The 12,707-nt window shown below is 60.4% G+C and carries 23 protein-coding genes; 9 read left to right on the forward strand and 14 right to left on the reverse strand.

What is annotated here, in order from left to right; genetic code table 11:
- Positions 1-29: 29 nt before the first annotated feature.
- From ACZ889_RS19685 to ACZ889_RS19745, 13 genes are all read right to left on the reverse strand, one after another.
- Positions 30-701, reverse strand: coding sequence for a hypothetical protein (locus tag ACZ889_RS19685; RefSeq protein ID WP_476239015.1), 672 nt, complete (start codon positions 699-701; stop codon positions 30-32).
- Entirely contained in the window at positions 698-844 is a 147-nt protein-coding gene (locus ACZ889_RS19690) for a hypothetical protein (protein ID WP_476239014.1), read from the reverse strand. Before ACZ889_RS19690 ends, ACZ889_RS19685 begins: the two co-directional genes overlap by 4 nt.
- Complete coding sequence (locus ACZ889_RS19695; RefSeq protein WP_476257723.1) at positions 841-1,443, reverse strand: recombination protein NinG; 603 nt, start codon at positions 1,441-1,443, stop codon at positions 841-843. Before ACZ889_RS19695 ends, ACZ889_RS19690 begins: the two co-directional genes overlap by 4 nt.
- Positions 1,434-1,688 carry a hypothetical protein gene (locus ACZ889_RS19700; protein ID WP_476257724.1) on the reverse strand — a complete coding sequence of 85 codons (255 nt, stop codon included), beginning with the start codon at positions 1,686-1,688 and terminating at the stop codon, positions 1,434-1,436. Before ACZ889_RS19700 ends, ACZ889_RS19695 begins: the two co-directional genes overlap by 10 nt.
- Entirely contained in the window at positions 1,685-2,155 is a 471-nt protein-coding gene (locus ACZ889_RS19705; protein WP_279839580.1) for a hypothetical protein, read from the reverse strand. Before ACZ889_RS19705 ends, ACZ889_RS19700 begins: the two co-directional genes overlap by 4 nt.
- A complete protein-coding gene (locus tag ACZ889_RS19710; protein ID WP_265977914.1) occupies positions 2,152-2,553 on the reverse strand; it encodes a phiTE_015 family protein in 402 nt (133 codons plus the stop codon). Before ACZ889_RS19710 ends, ACZ889_RS19705 begins: the two co-directional genes overlap by 4 nt.
- Positions 2,553-2,762 (reverse strand): hypothetical protein, encoded by a 210-nt coding sequence (locus ACZ889_RS19715; protein WP_279839583.1) that lies wholly within the window; start codon positions 2,760-2,762, stop codon positions 2,553-2,555. The genes ACZ889_RS19710 and ACZ889_RS19715 overlap by 1 nt, the downstream gene beginning before the upstream one ends.
- Complete coding sequence (locus ACZ889_RS19720; protein ID WP_476257725.1) at positions 2,762-3,523, reverse strand: replication protein P; 762 nt, start codon at positions 3,521-3,523, stop codon at positions 2,762-2,764. The genes ACZ889_RS19715 and ACZ889_RS19720 overlap by 1 nt, the downstream gene beginning before the upstream one ends.
- Positions 3,520-4,299 carry a Pyocin large subunit-like protein gene (locus tag ACZ889_RS19725; protein ID WP_476257726.1) on the reverse strand — a complete coding sequence of 260 codons (780 nt, stop codon included), beginning with the start codon at positions 4,297-4,299 and terminating at the stop codon, positions 3,520-3,522. The genes ACZ889_RS19720 and ACZ889_RS19725 overlap by 4 nt, the downstream gene beginning before the upstream one ends.
- Positions 4,299-5,027, reverse strand: coding sequence for a Rha family transcriptional regulator (locus ACZ889_RS19730; RefSeq protein ID WP_476257727.1), 729 nt, complete (start codon positions 5,025-5,027; stop codon positions 4,299-4,301). Before ACZ889_RS19730 ends, ACZ889_RS19725 begins: the two co-directional genes overlap by 1 nt.
- Positions 5,028-5,196: 169 nt before the next feature.
- Complete coding sequence (locus ACZ889_RS19735) at positions 5,197-5,376, reverse strand: hypothetical protein (protein ID WP_084850610.1); 180 nt, start codon at positions 5,374-5,376, stop codon at positions 5,197-5,199.
- An 18-nt stretch (positions 5,377-5,394) separates the two neighbouring features.
- A complete protein-coding gene (locus ACZ889_RS19740; RefSeq protein WP_004573832.1) occupies positions 5,395-5,583 on the reverse strand; it encodes a hypothetical protein in 189 nt (62 codons plus the stop codon).
- A gap of 30 nt (positions 5,584-5,613) precedes the next feature.
- The gene (locus tag ACZ889_RS19745; protein ID WP_045195692.1) at positions 5,614-5,811 is read right to left on the reverse strand and encodes a Cro/CI family transcriptional regulator; all 198 of its coding nucleotides are present in this window, start codon (positions 5,809-5,811) and stop codon (positions 5,614-5,616) included.
- Between the two features lie 116 nt (positions 5,812-5,927).
- On the opposite strand from ACZ889_RS19745, the gene ACZ889_RS19750 reads away from it, so the two are divergent.
- From ACZ889_RS19750 to bamE, 5 genes are all read left to right on the forward strand, one after another.
- Complete coding sequence (locus tag ACZ889_RS19750) at positions 5,928-6,725, forward strand: LexA family transcriptional regulator (protein WP_409264699.1); 798 nt, start codon at positions 5,928-5,930, stop codon at positions 6,723-6,725.
- A gap of 2 nt (positions 6,726-6,727) precedes the next feature.
- Positions 6,728-6,955, forward strand: coding sequence for a hypothetical protein (locus tag ACZ889_RS19755; RefSeq protein WP_476239005.1), 228 nt, complete (start codon positions 6,728-6,730; stop codon positions 6,953-6,955).
- Positions 6,956-7,026: 71 nt separating this feature from the next.
- The gene (locus ACZ889_RS19760; RefSeq protein ID WP_182815840.1) at positions 7,027-7,299 is read left to right on the forward strand and encodes a hypothetical protein; all 273 of its coding nucleotides are present in this window, start codon (positions 7,027-7,029) and stop codon (positions 7,297-7,299) included.
- The gene (locus ACZ889_RS19765; protein ID WP_476239004.1) at positions 7,296-7,787 is read left to right on the forward strand and encodes a hypothetical protein; all 492 of its coding nucleotides are present in this window, start codon (positions 7,296-7,298) and stop codon (positions 7,785-7,787) included. Before ACZ889_RS19760 ends, ACZ889_RS19765 begins: the two co-directional genes overlap by 4 nt.
- A 182-nt stretch (positions 7,788-7,969) precedes the next feature.
- The gene (gene bamE, locus ACZ889_RS19770) at positions 7,970-8,278 is read left to right on the forward strand and encodes an outer membrane protein assembly factor BamE domain-containing protein (protein ID WP_476239003.1); all 309 of its coding nucleotides are present in this window, start codon (positions 7,970-7,972) and stop codon (positions 8,276-8,278) included.
- Between the two features lie 52 nt (positions 8,279-8,330).
- Here the strand turns inward: bamE and ACZ889_RS19775 are convergent, their stop codons facing one another.
- Entirely contained in the window at positions 8,331-9,158 is an 828-nt protein-coding gene (locus tag ACZ889_RS19775; RefSeq protein WP_409264694.1) for a hypothetical protein, read from the reverse strand.
- A 1,307-nt stretch (positions 9,159-10,465) separates the two neighbouring features.
- Between ACZ889_RS19775 and ACZ889_RS19780 the strand changes: the two genes are divergently transcribed.
- From ACZ889_RS19780 to ACZ889_RS19795, 4 genes are all read left to right on the forward strand, one after another.
- A complete protein-coding gene (locus ACZ889_RS19780) occupies positions 10,466-10,879 on the forward strand; it encodes a hypothetical protein (protein WP_476239001.1) in 414 nt (137 codons plus the stop codon).
- Entirely contained in the window at positions 10,876-11,079 is a 204-nt protein-coding gene (locus tag ACZ889_RS19785; protein ID WP_476257728.1) for a hypothetical protein, read from the forward strand. Before ACZ889_RS19780 ends, ACZ889_RS19785 begins: the two co-directional genes overlap by 4 nt.
- On the forward strand, positions 11,076-11,291 hold the full coding sequence (locus tag ACZ889_RS19790; protein WP_476257729.1) for a hypothetical protein: 216 nt from the start codon (positions 11,076-11,078) through the stop codon (positions 11,289-11,291). The genes ACZ889_RS19785 and ACZ889_RS19790 overlap by 4 nt, the downstream gene beginning before the upstream one ends.
- A 286-nt stretch (positions 11,292-11,577) precedes the next feature.
- Positions 11,578-12,702, forward strand: a complete 1,125-nt coding sequence (locus ACZ889_RS19795) for a hypothetical protein (protein WP_476257730.1) — start codon at positions 11,578-11,580, stop codon at positions 12,700-12,702.
- Positions 12,703-12,707 lie beyond the last annotated feature (5 nt).

A 12,707-nucleotide genomic window follows, 5' to 3' on the forward strand; every position in this document is an offset into this window, starting at 1 on the left:
CGGCGAAGCGGCATGTCATGTCAAGCGGTCTATGCGGCGTCCTGGTCATCGAATAAAACCCCCTCGCTGCTCAGGATCTCGCCAGCCTCCACCAGCGCTTCATCCACCATCTTGTCCAACCCCTTGAAGATTTTGCGGCGCCAGTCTCGGCGGGTGCGCTCTGGGCTTCCATCAAGATCCCAGGTGTTCATGTCATAGTTGTGCGCGGGCAGGATGATCACCCCTTCGCACGGCGCTTCCTGGCGCTGCTTCAGCTTTGCGTTGATGGCCTGCTGGGCTTTAGCAACAGCGGCCTTTCGCCAAGCGGGCGCATCGTCGTCAACCTCGAGCGTTACCTTTTGCGAAACGGGTCGCTCAGCACCCCCGAGCTGCGGGTAAGCCCAGGCGGTCACCGCCTTGGTAAGGAACAGCCTCGGCGCCGGCGAGGTAACGTGAGCAACGATCCGGCCTATGGCCCCAACCTTGGAAGCCATGTGCGTCGAGTAGCGCGCATTCAGGGCCAGCCAGTGCTTGGGCTGGAGGCAGGAATGCAACCTCCCGAACACCCAGCAGTCGGTGAGGAATGCCGCATCCTTGCCGACGATCTCGCCTTTGAGCTTGCTGGCCTGCACCTTTGGGGTGTAGTCACAGCCACCAGCGCTGTTGATCGTCTCAGACGCCAACGCTCGAATTACTGCGGAAATCACGTCTCGATAGATCATTGCTCGCCCCCTGCCCGCTTGGCCTTGCTCAAAATGAATTCTTCGTAGAAGCGCTTGCGGCGCACCGCGCCCGCCCAGGACAGCGACACACCACCCACCACCATGAGGGTGGCCAAAATCAGGAATCCCCATGCTGGTGTCATGCTGCTGCCCTCCTCAGGTCTTTGAGCTTCTGCCTGTACATGGCCTTGATGGCCTGCAGGTCTTCGATGGTCAGGCGCTGGGGCTTATGAGGCCCTTCGAGCCATTCAACCTGGTCAGCGCCGATGCGCTTCACCAGGCGGATGCGGTACTCGACCGCGTTACCGGACAGGTTCCGATTGCACTTCACGCACTGGCGGTGCACGTTGAGCGGCTCGAAGCGCAGCTCTGGGCAGGCGCCCACCGACCGGTAATGGCCGGCGTCCCAGCGACTGCCGGTGATGAGGTCGTGGTCGCTTGGGTTCGCGTCGCAGCTGATACACGGAAGGCCGGCGTCGCGCTCGCGGATGTAGGCATTGAACGCGGTCTGGGCCTCGGCCATGTGCTCGCGGCGCGTCTTCAGCTTCTCCCGGCGCTCCTGCAGGTCCTGGCGCGCCTGCTTGGTGATGGCCTTGGCCGCAACCTTCTGCAGCTTCGGATCTTTGGCCATGGCCTTGGCACAGGCGATGCTGCACACCTTCTGCGTGGTCATTGTCGGCTTGAAGAGCTTGCCGCAACCTGGTGCCTTGCACTTCTTCGGCTTGATCTCGGCTACACGCATGGCTCGGCCTCCTTGGCTTTCTGCTGCTCGGACTCGAAGTCGCCGCGCAGGGGCATCAGCACACCAGAGCGCGCATCACCCTCGAAGCTGCCGCACCGGATCGCATACCAGTCCTGCAACCCAGTCCCGAAAAAATCCCAGGCACCTTTGTGCTCGATGATCTCTGCGCAGCACCCATTGAAGTTCGTCATGGTGCGGCAGCCTACGATCAGCGCCAGGTCGCCCGGCTTGAATTGGTGGCTCATGCCGCTTCCTCCCCCAGCAGGTCAGCGAAGTGCACGCCGCGGGCGGCAAACTCCTCTACGATCCGGTCGGTGTACTGGCAGCCCTGGGCCCGGTCGAACAGCCGTGTTACCGGGAAGCCATCCGGCCCGAACATGGCACACGGCCCCATCAGGCGCAGCTTCACGTCGTAATCCAGGTGGATGAACGACTCAGCCCAGCCGGTGCGGAACTCGGCGCAGCCGGCGCGCATGATCGGCACGCCCAGGTGCAGCTTGCAGTAGCGGCGCACGTCCTCGATGTCACCCATCTCGGTGCTCTTGGCGATGCGCTCGTACATGGCGAACCACAGGGCGTTCTGGTCCAGGGTGCGGTCCTTGCCTGGGCGCATGCTGACCACGACGAACTTCTTGTCGCGGAACATCCGGGTGATCGTGGTGATCGCCTCCGACAGCTTGGCCTGGCTGTTGACGCTGATCTTCTCGGTCATGGTGTTACCTTTGGCAGGACCTGGCGGCGGCCATCCGAGTCAATTGGGCTGACAACGCCGTCAGCAACCAGCCGATCCATAAGCCGGCACGCAGACCCATAGGCGATCTTGAAATGCCGCTGAAGGGCGGAGATCGAGGCGCGCCCCGATTCGCGGACGAACACCTCAGCACGCAGCGCCTGCCCACGCTCCTCGTCATCGATACGCTGCATTAGCGCAGAGGCTTCCGGACTGATTGAGTAGACCTGTAAAGCCTCGCGGGATGCCTGCCAGGCCTTCCAGCAGTGCTCGACCGTGAAGCCCTGGTATTCGCCGGTAGTGAAACGGGCCAGCGATTGCTCAGGCCATTCCCGAAGGACCCACGCCTCGAACTGCTCGCGCATCTTGTTGGTGTCCATCAGTGCTTCTCCTCGAGTTTTTTCAGCACCCAGGCAACTGGGATTGCAGCGAGTAACACCACCGGCGTGATGTAGATGCCGAAGCGAACAGGCTTTGGCAGGTCCAGCGATATCGCGAACTCGCACCACAGGTAGGCCATCACCGATCCGGCGATCACGGCCGACGGCAAAAGCACGATCATCAGCACGGCTTTGAGATAGGTGCGCATCACACCCCCTCCCCGGCCGGCTGCCCGGCGCGCTTGATGTTCAACTTGGCCAGCAGGTGTGCACGGCACGCGGCGGCGCTCGATGGGATCTGCTGCAGGTCCAGCAGGCGGGCCTGGCGCTGGCTGGCGTATTGATCGGCCAGCTCGATCAGGCTCTTCTGGCTGTCGTGACCGATGCCGGTGGCGATGTCGCCAAGTGGCTCGCCGGCCACCAGCATGCGGATGGTGATGTCGTAGGCCCGGGCGAAGACCTTCTCGGCTCGCTCGACTTCCATCGACCCCAGGTTCTGCGCCTCGCATTGCAGGGCCGCGTGGCGCACCGCTGCGTGCGACCATTGGCGTCCACCTGCCCTGCTGGGGTGAAAGTTCTCCAGCGCCTCTGCCAGGGCCCGTGCAAGTGGCGGAATGCCCATCTCTTCCGGTGTTGGCTGGCACAGCTTGATGAACTTGCCGCTGCTCGGGGCGAAGTCAGTACCCAGCACCCGGCACTTCTGAATGCCGAAGCGGATCTGCTCGAGCGTGTTGATGCCCGCGGCGACGAAGGACTTGATCCAGCTGCGCTTGGCAGCCTTCAGGGCCTCGTCATCCGGCCAGGCCTGCTTCCACGCCGGGAAGATGGCCTGCAGCTCCTTGAACAGGGCGTTGACCACTTCAGTGGTGCCTGGGTCCAGCTGCTTTGCCGGGGCCTGGACCTCGGCGGGCAGGTTGCGGGCCGTGGCCATGATCTGCGTGACGCTGCGCAGTTTCGGTTGAGCGCTCATAGGTCACCCAAGTCGTCAGCCCAGGACGTGTCGCTGAAATTCGGACCGTTGGCCTGACGACGTGGCGGGAACTGGTGGACGTTGCCAGCAGGCGGCAGTTCGTCATCCCAGCGCTTGCCGTTCAGCCAGGTAGCCGGGTGCGGGATGAACTGGCCGCCGTCCTTGGTCCAGTCGACGGACACGCTCCAGGCTGCCAGCGACGTAGCCATACGGTCGAACAGATCGGCGTCAACCTTGAGCTTCGCCCAAGCCTTCTCAGCGTTGGCTTTGCCCACTTTGCGCGGGAACAGCTTCCAGAAACGATCAAACAGGTCAGCGTCATCGCCAGATGACGAAGTCTTTTGATCTTGTTCTTTATCTTCTCTTCTCTTCTCTTCTCTGGTCCGCGTTTTGTCCGCACCACTTGCGGACGAATTGCGGACAGAATTCGCCTTACGCGACTCGCGCTTGCGTTCGCTGTCATTAGCTCGGCGCTTGGCGCTGGCCCCGTTGTGCTCGTCAAAGCGAGGCATGACAAGGCTTCCGTCCTCATCGATGTCGGCCCACTCAACGTCGATCATGGCCTGCGTGAAACCTGGCCAGCCGATCACCGCATCCATGGCATCAGGGGTGTAGCCATGCAACACGCCGTCAGCAGAATGGGTGTCGAAGATGCTCCAGGCGACATGCAGTCCGCCAATCACCCGCAGCCTGTCCGCACGCAATGCGGACACCATGCGGAAAACTTTCGGATGGGTCTGAAGGTCTACGCGCATTTTGATCCAGTCTCCGGCCATTACTCACGCCCTACGCCGACCAAGCCGGCGAGCTCAAGGAAGCGATCCACGTACCAATGCGGCTGCGTTTCACGAGGGGATTGAGGGCTGGTCAGGTTCTTGCCGTAGCGCAGCCCCTTCTCCGTGATCGCCCAGAAGGTGACCACCTCCTGCTTCGAGTTCTTGCGCTGCATCACCTTGATCAGGCCGGCTTGCTGCAGCGCCTTGTTGAACGACGCGGGCGACATGCGGATACCGTTGTCTTTGAGCAAGGCGGTCAGCGCTTTGGTCGGCAACGAACTTCCGCCAGCTGCGTCAGTCGGCGCATCCACCGCATAGCTGGGCAGAAACTTCGGGGCGAGCCCGTTGCTCTCGGCGATCTTGGCGAGCATCTGCACTTGGCAGGACACAGCGGGCTTCAGCAGGCGCGTGAAGCACTCCATGATGGCGATCTCGCCTATCACCTTGGTGCCATTGGCCATCACGGCCTGGCGCACCTCGGACAGGCCTTCCAGCTCACGCCAGCGGCGAATTACCTTCATACGCAGGCCGGCGCTGTAGCCGGTCAGGAGACAGTCGGTGTGCTCGCGGTCAAGCAAATACTCGACCTGCTCGCGGTTCTGCCCGTCCAAGTAGATGTGCTCAAAACTGAGTACATCTGCTTTCAGTTCGGCCAGCATGGCCACAATGTCGCGCTTCACGTTGGCGTGACGCTTGCCAGTCAAGCTGGCGATCTCGCGCGACGACATGATCCGCGCCACGAAATCGTGGTCCGCATTTTGTGGCGCGGGCCTTGATAGGGCCTGTACACTTTGCGTCTGCATATGCATAATTCCCTTACAGAGTTTTGTGTTGCAGAGAGCCGGGCCTTCACCCCCGGCTTTTCTGTGCCCGCAATTCGGGCTTATCAGGGCCTGTTCAGGCCTTGCGCTGGAACGGAAGAACCGTTCCCCTCGCGTTTCGAGGTTTCGTTCGGCTGGCCAGCTCTCGATCAATCAGCTCTGCTGCTAGCGCTTCCGGGGTAATCCCCCGCTTTCGCGCCTCTCGCTCAAGCAACTCCATCGATCCCTGGTCCAGACCGAATTGTTCGGTCGGCATAGGGCCTCCTCGCGGCCTTCAGGCTGCGGTTTGATCGCCGGTATTCTCCGAAGCCAGCGCAGCCAACTGCGCTTCCAGCAGTTCGCGGCACAGCACGGCACGCTGGGTGCGGTGATACGCGGCTAACGCCTGAATCAAGTTGAAAGTGTCCTCATCGACCCGGACCTTGATCTCGCGGTCATGCAGGTGCTTGGGGTTGGCGTACATGCGGGGACGGCTCCTTGCTGTTGGGAATGGTTATGCAGCTGACTTTCGGGCTGGGATCGGGCGAATCTCGTTCGCCTCAATGTGACCGTCGTCATAAATCGTGATTCGGATATCCCGCTTGGCGCGGAACATCTGGGATACGGCGCTCTGCTGGATCCCCAGGGCTTTGGCGAGGTCGCTCTGGGTTCCTTGCTCAGCCAGGTAATCCTCAAGGGATACAGTCTTCATCTGGTCTGCCTCATAGGGGTTTGGTCGAATATTAGCACTGCTGTTTTACAATATTCAAGGACAAAGAGTAGCAGTGCTGTTTGCTTAAGAAGCAGCTGTGCTACTAAATCACGCGCATGAAGAAACCGATCAGAACTCCTCTTTCCGCTGAGCAGCTGGATGACGCCAGACGGCTTCACGACATCTACAAACTGCGCGTGAAAGAGTCCAGGTCCGACCCTGATAAACCGGTGCTTACCCAAACCGAGGTCGGGGAAAGGTGCGAATGGAAATCTCCTCAGAGCACCGTCAGCCAGTACATGACGGGTAAAGTGGCTCTGAACCTTGAGGCGCTGGTCAAGCTATCCCAGGCCCTGGACTTCGAACCTTACGAGGTGAGCCCAACGCTTGCGGCTGGCATACGTCGCGCGCCCTCCTCCGTGGATCACACCGCTGACGCGGCCAACTCCCCGATACCGGAGAAGTCCGACGTCTCCGATACCGAGGATGATCGATATGCCTTCATCCCCCAATACGACGCAAAGGCTGCCGCCGGGCTGGGCAGTGAGAACCCGCACGTTGAGATCCGGTCGACGCTGGCGTTCAAGCGCGAATGGCTGAAGGTGAAAGGCGCCAAGCCTGATCAGCTGATAGTGATCTACGCCGAGGGCGAGAGCATGTGGCCAACCATCAATGATGGCGACGTTCTGCTTGTGGATCGGTCTCGCATCGAGCCGGTTCATGGCCAGGTATTCGTACTGGCTGGATCTGATGGCGCAATCGTGAAGCGCCTAGTTCAGGGCCCGCTTGGCCAATGGGTGCTCCGCAGCGACAACGACGACAAAGAGGAGTACCCGGACCGCTACCACCTGCACAGCAATGGCAACGAGCACCGGATCATTGGCAAGGTGATATGGCGAGGCGGAGACCTCTAGCCATGCCCCTAACCAAGCTCAACCAGCAGCTGCGCCGAGACCTGAAGGATGCTGCTTTTGCCTTGGAAAGCGCCGCACTGGAGATCTTTCATAAGGCCCAAGGCGGTGAGGAAGCCCAGTTCCTGGAAGCGAGGAAGCGTGTCGGGGAGCTGCATGAGTTGGCCGATCGCTTGGTGGGGTATGGGGATGAGGTAAAGGCTCGGCGGATTGAGCGACACAAGGCTGATTAGCTCCTCCTTCGACACAAGATGAATCCAATTTTTGAGAGATCCCCGGAGATTTGCTTTAGGATGGCTGCTAGATGAGCTCTACCAAGGATGATGCCGCAAGCGGCTCCATGCTTAAGGATTTGTCGCTGGCGATTGACTCGTTCAAGGGGCTCCTGGAAATGATCTACGCCAAATCGGCGTACTTAGGCCATTTCTGCGTCATCATGATCATTGTCTGCCCCGCCTATGCTATCTACACTTGGGGAAAGATTGGGAAGCCCGAGCGCGCTGCTGACGAAAAGGCTGAGAAGGCCTTCAAGAAAAAGCTAGCCAAGGGCAAGAAATCTGGAGGTAAAGGGAAATGATCGAATTTGTCGTCGCAAGCCTGCTGGCAGCTACCACTGTCGGCTACTGGGCGCTTTGCAGATCCCGATCCCTTCCTTTGAGGGAGAAGGCATCTCAACTGGTTACCGAGTACATCGAGCGCGATGATGTGTCGGAAGCAGACGCTCAGTCGATGTTCGGGGCTTATTTCATGGCTACCAAATGTTGGTTCCTACCGCTGGCCGTGATTTTGTCGATTGGGCTAATTCCCTACATTGCATTGGTCAGCAAGCCTGGGGACAAGCCGACCCCGGATGACAAGCGCAAGATTATGGCAAGCTGCATGCTGTTCCATGTTGTGCGAAACCCTCTCATATCCGTTGCCTGCCTTTCCGTTATGTTCATTTGGGCGACGCTCTTTGTGGCCGGTGGCTTGCTGACTCGCAGAATCACCTCTGTCCCCTCTTTAGGCCAGGTTCTCGATATTTTGAGTGTCTTGAGGCCAGAAAGGGATAGGCATGCACATTGATGGTAAAGCCCGCCTCGGCGGGCTTTTTCATGCCTTCACGCTTTTTCACGCTCTACCCTGCACAGTGAAGGCTCACCCGAATCCCTACGTTAGCCCGCATAGCAGTGCGGGCTTTTCTTTGTCTGAGTGATGGCGGATAGCCATGGTGGTAGGATGGCGGCTCATTTCACAGGGAGGTCGCCATGCTTTACTACATCCACCGATTCCTTCTCGCTGCTGTAGTCATCGTCCTGGCTGGATGCGCAGGCACCCCATTCACCTTTGGCCAGGCCAGCCAGGTCAAGGTCGGTATGACCGAGGATCAGCTCTACGAGATCATGGGCAACCCCTACATGGTCACATCCAGGGAGGAAGGCCAAATGTGGATCTACAGCCATGCGACTGCATTCGGCGGCGCGAAGTCCGTGTCGTTTGAGACGAAGGACGGAAAGGTGACCAAGGTTCCGTACATCCCGAAGGACTTCATCGCCAAGCCAAGTCCTGACGAGTGATCCGGCCACGCCAATGAAGCCCGCCTAGCGCGGGCTTTTTTGTGGACACACATCAAGCCTTACCGCCGTAGCGCTCCCATGCCAAGATCATTTCTTTGATGGCGCGCTTTTGAGAATCCGGCAGGATGAAGTCGTTGTAATACTGCTTCCCGTCGAACCTGATGGTCACCTTTTTGGCGTCTGCAATTTTTCTCAGCATGGCCTTGTTCTCGGCAACGGTGTCCGACCACTCCCAAATTCCGCCGTAGCCGTTGTCTCGCTCGAAGTCTTGGCTCCCTAGCTGGAAGGTCTGATCGTCAGCCTTGATCGTGACGCTCTGGACAAATAGCCAACTGTCAGAGTGATATTGGAGCTTTAGCCTCAGCGGCATAACCCTGGAGTTCTCACCTTCCAGCCCGAAGTACAGTGACATGTAGGTGTCGAGCGTAGGGATGGACTTGTGGGAAACCCAGGTTATCCCTTTGATCTCATCGGTATTTTTCTTGAGGTTCTTGTCCAGCTTCGCCAGGGCTTCCCTTGCCTCCTCTGCTTTCTTTTTCTCAGCTGCCAGCCTTTCGATTTCCGCTGCCTTTTCCTCGCGCTCAATGGCATCGAGGATAGCTTTTGCCGTTGCCGCCTCTGGTTTTTCTGGATGATGCGCGATCAGGTCATGCAGGTCTGATTTGGCAGAAGCGTTATTCCCTGCGGCCTTGGCGTCCTTCGCTCGCGCCAGCAATCTTTGAGCTCCATGCTTTTCAGCATCCAGTTCCGCCTTGAGTGTGGCGATCTCAGACTGCAGCTTGCTCACCTCTCCTTGAAGCTGTTCAGCCTTCTCCCTGTCGGCATTCCCGCAGCCAGCAAGCGACAACCCAAGAGTCAATGCAACAACGGCCCTTTTCATTTCCCAAGCTCCTTATATGACCGGCGAGAGTGTATCAAATCGCCACCATAGAGACTGCCCTTGATCGGTAGTGCCGGGCTTGCTGTGTGCGGAAGAAAATTATTAGCACTGCTGTTGACCGATCAATAACAGCAGTGCTACTTTTATTTCACGCAATCACTCACAAGGGGCTGCGGAGGCCCTCAAACCTCACTGCTCTTTACACAACCTGACGTGAACCACTCGACGTACCGGCAGCCGCCGGTGGCAACCAAGCTAAACCGTCGACCACGCAGCCTCTGGATAGCTGCCGTACTCCTCTCATGGGAGGACGCCAAACCATGCAAGCCAGCCGGGAATAACACCGAACACGAAATGTGTGACCCGGCCAGGTGGGAATAGCCGCGGCGACGCGCATGGGGAGGAACAAACACCACAGGAGGAACCAGCCAATGAAGTAGCAAGCCCAGCCGGAACACGGACCGGCAACCCACGACGGACTGCCCACCCAACGGGCCGCAGAGCTGCAGTTGACAGTCGTGTAGCGAACACCTGACCCCATGACCACCACGCCGAGGCCGAACGACGCGAGGTGATAGGGAAGCTCAAGGCCAACCTAACTGAGAGCAGGGCCGTCGGCGGCTGAGCTCGAGCGATCACCGCTGACGCAATACCCCGGCCTGTCGCCAGTAGCGAGGCCGGGATTTCACCAGGTGCCATTCCATGAGTGGCATCTGGGAAATCAACCGCCCTGGAGGGCAAGACGATGCAAAAGCTCGTAGTCAGCGTCCATGTACCAATGTTCGGCGGCGTGGTTCCGATGAGTGTTCAGCTGATGATTGGGTGTGGTTACTACCCGCTCATCCAGGATTGCGATGGTGTCCCATTTGTAGCCATCAGCTTTCTCTGAATCCTGACCGGGGTTAACCGGCCGCTGGACTCCCAAGCGCATAAAGGGATAGCCCTTCCGCATGACGGGCTCAATGGTTGTGCGGTGACAGCCGGAAAGACGGCCCGATGCCCTGCCCCCCATCGCAGGCTGCATCGGAGATTGATCGGAGCGTGCCCAAGCGGGCTGCAGCGCTAGGATCGCAAAGACCCGTGAACCTCCTGAGCCGGTATGAGCGAGACGGCCAATACTATAAACGCGGCGGGAACCAAGCAGGGGTTGCGCCCTGGTGTTCCGATCAATCTCCGATGCATCCCGCATCCCCTTCCCTTCACATACGACCGCATTAGGCAGGCGCCAGGCCACCTTTCACGGTGGGTTTGGTCACCCGCGCCTGGCTCCTGACCAATGCGGCCGCATAACCCACCTGGAGATCGCCATGGGCGCACTTCGAGCAGCACAGTTTGAGTACGACAATCGGATGCCGCCGGCGGTGAATGAGAGCTCGCCGGAGGAGCGCTGGATCGACGACGGCATCGCTGAGCTGATGGCGCGCCGCGACGTGGTGTTTCAGCGCCGGATGCGCCCGAAGCAGGGTGTCACTTATGAGCGCTTCGCCCAGGCGGTGGATGAGTTCGTTATGGGCCAGCTGGGCCAGTCGGATATCAGCAACTCGGTGTTAGGCCGCCTGGTCTTGGCGGCGCGCTGCAAGGTCACCAGTGACGCCGCATCGGCAGCCGACGAGATCCTGAGCGTGGCCAACCCTGAGTCGGCGCTGGAAGAGATCGCCCGTCAGCTGCTCACCCCTTTTGCCAAGGAAGGAGTAATGGCCCGGGCCGAGGGGGCGGAATGAGCCCTCACAGCATCGCGGTCAGCGCGATCGAAGCGGCCATTGAAACGATGCTTCTGCCGGGCTCTGGCCCGGTGGAGGATGCCAAGGCAGAAACCCTGGTGGTCGCCTACTTCTCTCTCCTCGCCATCGACGCCGAGGAGTTCAAACACTACTGCGAGCGCATCCGGCGTATTGCCGTTCGGCGCAAGGAGGCTGCATGACTACGCCGATCTTCATGTCGATCGTTGACGAGCAGGTGGCAGAGGTGGCCCAGGCGGTGCCAGATGACCGCATCCTTCTGGTGTTCAAGGGCCTGACCATGGAGGACGCCATGAACCAGGCGCGCCTGGCTCATGTCGAGAATCCTGCGGCCTGGTCGGGCCGGGCCTACATCTGCGGTATGTGCACCTTGGCCTACGAGGTCCGCACGTGAGCCGCCAGCAGGCCAGACGCTGGGCGTTCTGGCGCGGCTCCTTCTCCGTGCTCTTCGCCTGCACCTTCTTCATGCTTGCCAGCGCCCTAGCCGGCAGCATCACTTCCTGAATCACACGCACCCGAGCCCGGTGGGCCCTTAGGGGATAACCGGACCTACCCGGAGCGTAAGCGGCGAGAGCGCGCAACCATCCACCGCAGCCAGGGCCTGGAGCGTACCTCCAATCTGGGTGACCTGGCATTTCCCTATCCCAACTGACGGCGCCGGCCTGGCGCGAGGTTTTCCAATGTCCGCAGAACAGAAACTGATCGCGATCGAAGAGATCAGCGAAGCGAACGCCCCGGCCATCTACGTGGCCGGCGGCCTGCAGCAATTCATCGACCTGGTGAAGGGCGAGATCCAGGGCGAAGTGCCCGATCTGACCACCCGCAAAGGCCGCGAGCGCATCGCCAGCCTGGCCGCCAAGGTCAGCAAGTCGAAGACCGCCGTCGAGAAGCCCGGGCGCGACTACCTGCGCCGACTCAAGGAAATGCCGAAGGTGGTCGAGGCTGAGCTTCGCGACTTCGTGACCAAAATGGACGCGCTACGGGACGAAACGCGCCGGCCGCTCACCGAGTGGGAAGCCGCCGAGGATGCTCGGATCGACCGCCACAACGACGCAATCAACCGCATGAGGGACCTTGCCGCCGAGCTGGGCACCTTGGATGCCGAGCAGCTGCAGGCGCGCCTCAGCGAGCTATCCGCGTTCCAGTTGGGCGAAGCGTGGGAGGAATTCGAGGCTGAGGCAGTTCGGACCAAAGAGGCTTCGCTGAATGCAGTGCAGGCCGCCCTGGTCGCCCGCCAGAAGTACGACGCCGAACAGGCCGAACTGGCCCGCCTGCGCCGCGAAGCAGAAGAGCGGGCCGAGCAGGACCGTATCCGCCTGGCACAGGAGGCCGCAGTCGAGGCGGAGCGCCAGCGTATGGCCCAAGAGCAGCAGGCAGCGCGTGAAGCCGCAGCCCGCCGCGAGCAGGAACTGCTTGACCAGGCTGCCGCACAAGAGCGCGAAGCTGAGAACCAGCGCCTGCAGCTCAAGTTGCAGGCCGAGCAAGCGGAGCGCGCAGCCGCCCAGGCAGAAGCGGACCGTCAGGCTGCACTCCGCCAAGCCGAAGAAGAGCGCCAAGCTGCCGCCCGCCGTGCCGAGGAGGCAGCCGAGCAGGCCCGCCAGGAAGAGCGCCGCCGCGCCGATGCCGCTGCCGCCGAGATCCTCCGTCAGCAAGAAGCCCGCGAGCGCGACCAAGCCCACAAGGCAAAGGTCATGGGCGAGGCCAAAACCGCGTTGATGTCACTGAACATCACCGAGGAGCTGGCCAGGGCCATCGTGCTCAAGATCGCCCGCCGCGAAGTCCCGAACATCACCATCAGCTTCTGAGGTCG

This window comes from Pseudomonas sp. TE3895 (genome assembly GCF_056278855.1).

Bases quoted from the DNA above. Each gene is read 5' to 3' on its own strand.
- ACZ889_RS19775 (WP_409264694.1), bottom strand. From the start codon at position 9,158: ATGAAAAGGGCCGTTGTTGCATTGACTCTTGGGTTGTCGCTTGCTGGC.
- ACZ889_RS19685 (WP_476239015.1), bottom strand. From the start codon at position 701: ATGATCTATCGAGACGTGATTTCCGCAGTAATTCGAGCGTTGGCGTCT.
- ACZ889_RS19710 (WP_265977914.1), bottom strand. From the start codon at position 2,553: ATGGACACCAACAAGATGCGCGAGCAGTTCGAGGCGTGGGTCCTTCGG.
- ACZ889_RS19745 (WP_045195692.1), bottom strand. From the start codon at position 5,811: ATGAAGACTGTATCCCTTGAGGATTACCTGGCTGAGCAAGGAACCCAG.
- ACZ889_RS19730 (WP_476257727.1), bottom strand. From the start codon at position 5,027: ATGTCGTCGCGCGAGATCGCCAGCTTGACTGGCAAGCGTCACGCCAAC.
- ACZ889_RS19790 (WP_476257729.1), top strand. From the start codon at position 11,076: ATGACTACGCCGATCTTCATGTCGATCGTTGACGAGCAGGTGGCAGAG.
- ACZ889_RS19705 (WP_279839580.1), bottom strand. From the start codon at position 2,155: ATGACCGAGAAGATCAGCGTCAACAGCCAGGCCAAGCTGTCGGAGGCG.
- ACZ889_RS19755 (WP_476239005.1), top strand. From the start codon at position 6,728: ATGCCCCTAACCAAGCTCAACCAGCAGCTGCGCCGAGACCTGAAGGAT.
- ACZ889_RS19695 (WP_476257723.1), bottom strand. From the start codon at position 1,443: ATGCGTGTAGCCGAGATCAAGCCGAAGAAGTGCAAGGCACCAGGTTGC.
- ACZ889_RS19760 (WP_182815840.1), top strand. From the start codon at position 7,027: ATGAGCTCTACCAAGGATGATGCCGCAAGCGGCTCCATGCTTAAGGAT.
- ACZ889_RS19795 (WP_476257730.1), top strand. From the start codon at position 11,578: ATGTCCGCAGAACAGAAACTGATCGCGATCGAAGAGATCAGCGAAGCG.
- bamE (WP_476239003.1), top strand. From the start codon at position 7,970: ATGCTTTACTACATCCACCGATTCCTTCTCGCTGCTGTAGTCATCGTC.
- ACZ889_RS19785 (WP_476257728.1), top strand. From the start codon at position 10,876: ATGAGCCCTCACAGCATCGCGGTCAGCGCGATCGAAGCGGCCATTGAA.
- ACZ889_RS19780 (WP_476239001.1), top strand. From the start codon at position 10,466: ATGGGCGCACTTCGAGCAGCACAGTTTGAGTACGACAATCGGATGCCG.
- ACZ889_RS19700 (WP_476257724.1), bottom strand. From the start codon at position 1,688: ATGAGCCACCAATTCAAGCCGGGCGACCTGGCGCTGATCGTAGGCTGC.
- ACZ889_RS19720 (WP_476257725.1), bottom strand. From the start codon at position 3,523: ATGAGCGCTCAACCGAAACTGCGCAGCGTCACGCAGATCATGGCCACG.
- ACZ889_RS19725 (WP_476257726.1), bottom strand. From the start codon at position 4,299: ATGGCCGGAGACTGGATCAAAATGCGCGTAGACCTTCAGACCCATCCG.
- ACZ889_RS19765 (WP_476239004.1), top strand. From the start codon at position 7,296: ATGATCGAATTTGTCGTCGCAAGCCTGCTGGCAGCTACCACTGTCGGC.
- ACZ889_RS19750 (WP_409264699.1), top strand. From the start codon at position 5,928: ATGAAGAAACCGATCAGAACTCCTCTTTCCGCTGAGCAGCTGGATGAC.
- ACZ889_RS19690 (WP_476239014.1), bottom strand. From the start codon at position 844: ATGACACCAGCATGGGGATTCCTGATTTTGGCCACCCTCATGGTGGTG.
- ACZ889_RS19740 (WP_004573832.1), bottom strand. From the start codon at position 5,583: ATGTACGCCAACCCCAAGCACCTGCATGACCGCGAGATCAAGGTCCGG.
- ACZ889_RS19715 (WP_279839583.1), bottom strand. From the start codon at position 2,762: ATGCGCACCTATCTCAAAGCCGTGCTGATGATCGTGCTTTTGCCGTCG.
- ACZ889_RS19735 (WP_084850610.1), bottom strand. From the start codon at position 5,376: ATGCCGACCGAACAATTCGGTCTGGACCAGGGATCGATGGAGTTGCTT.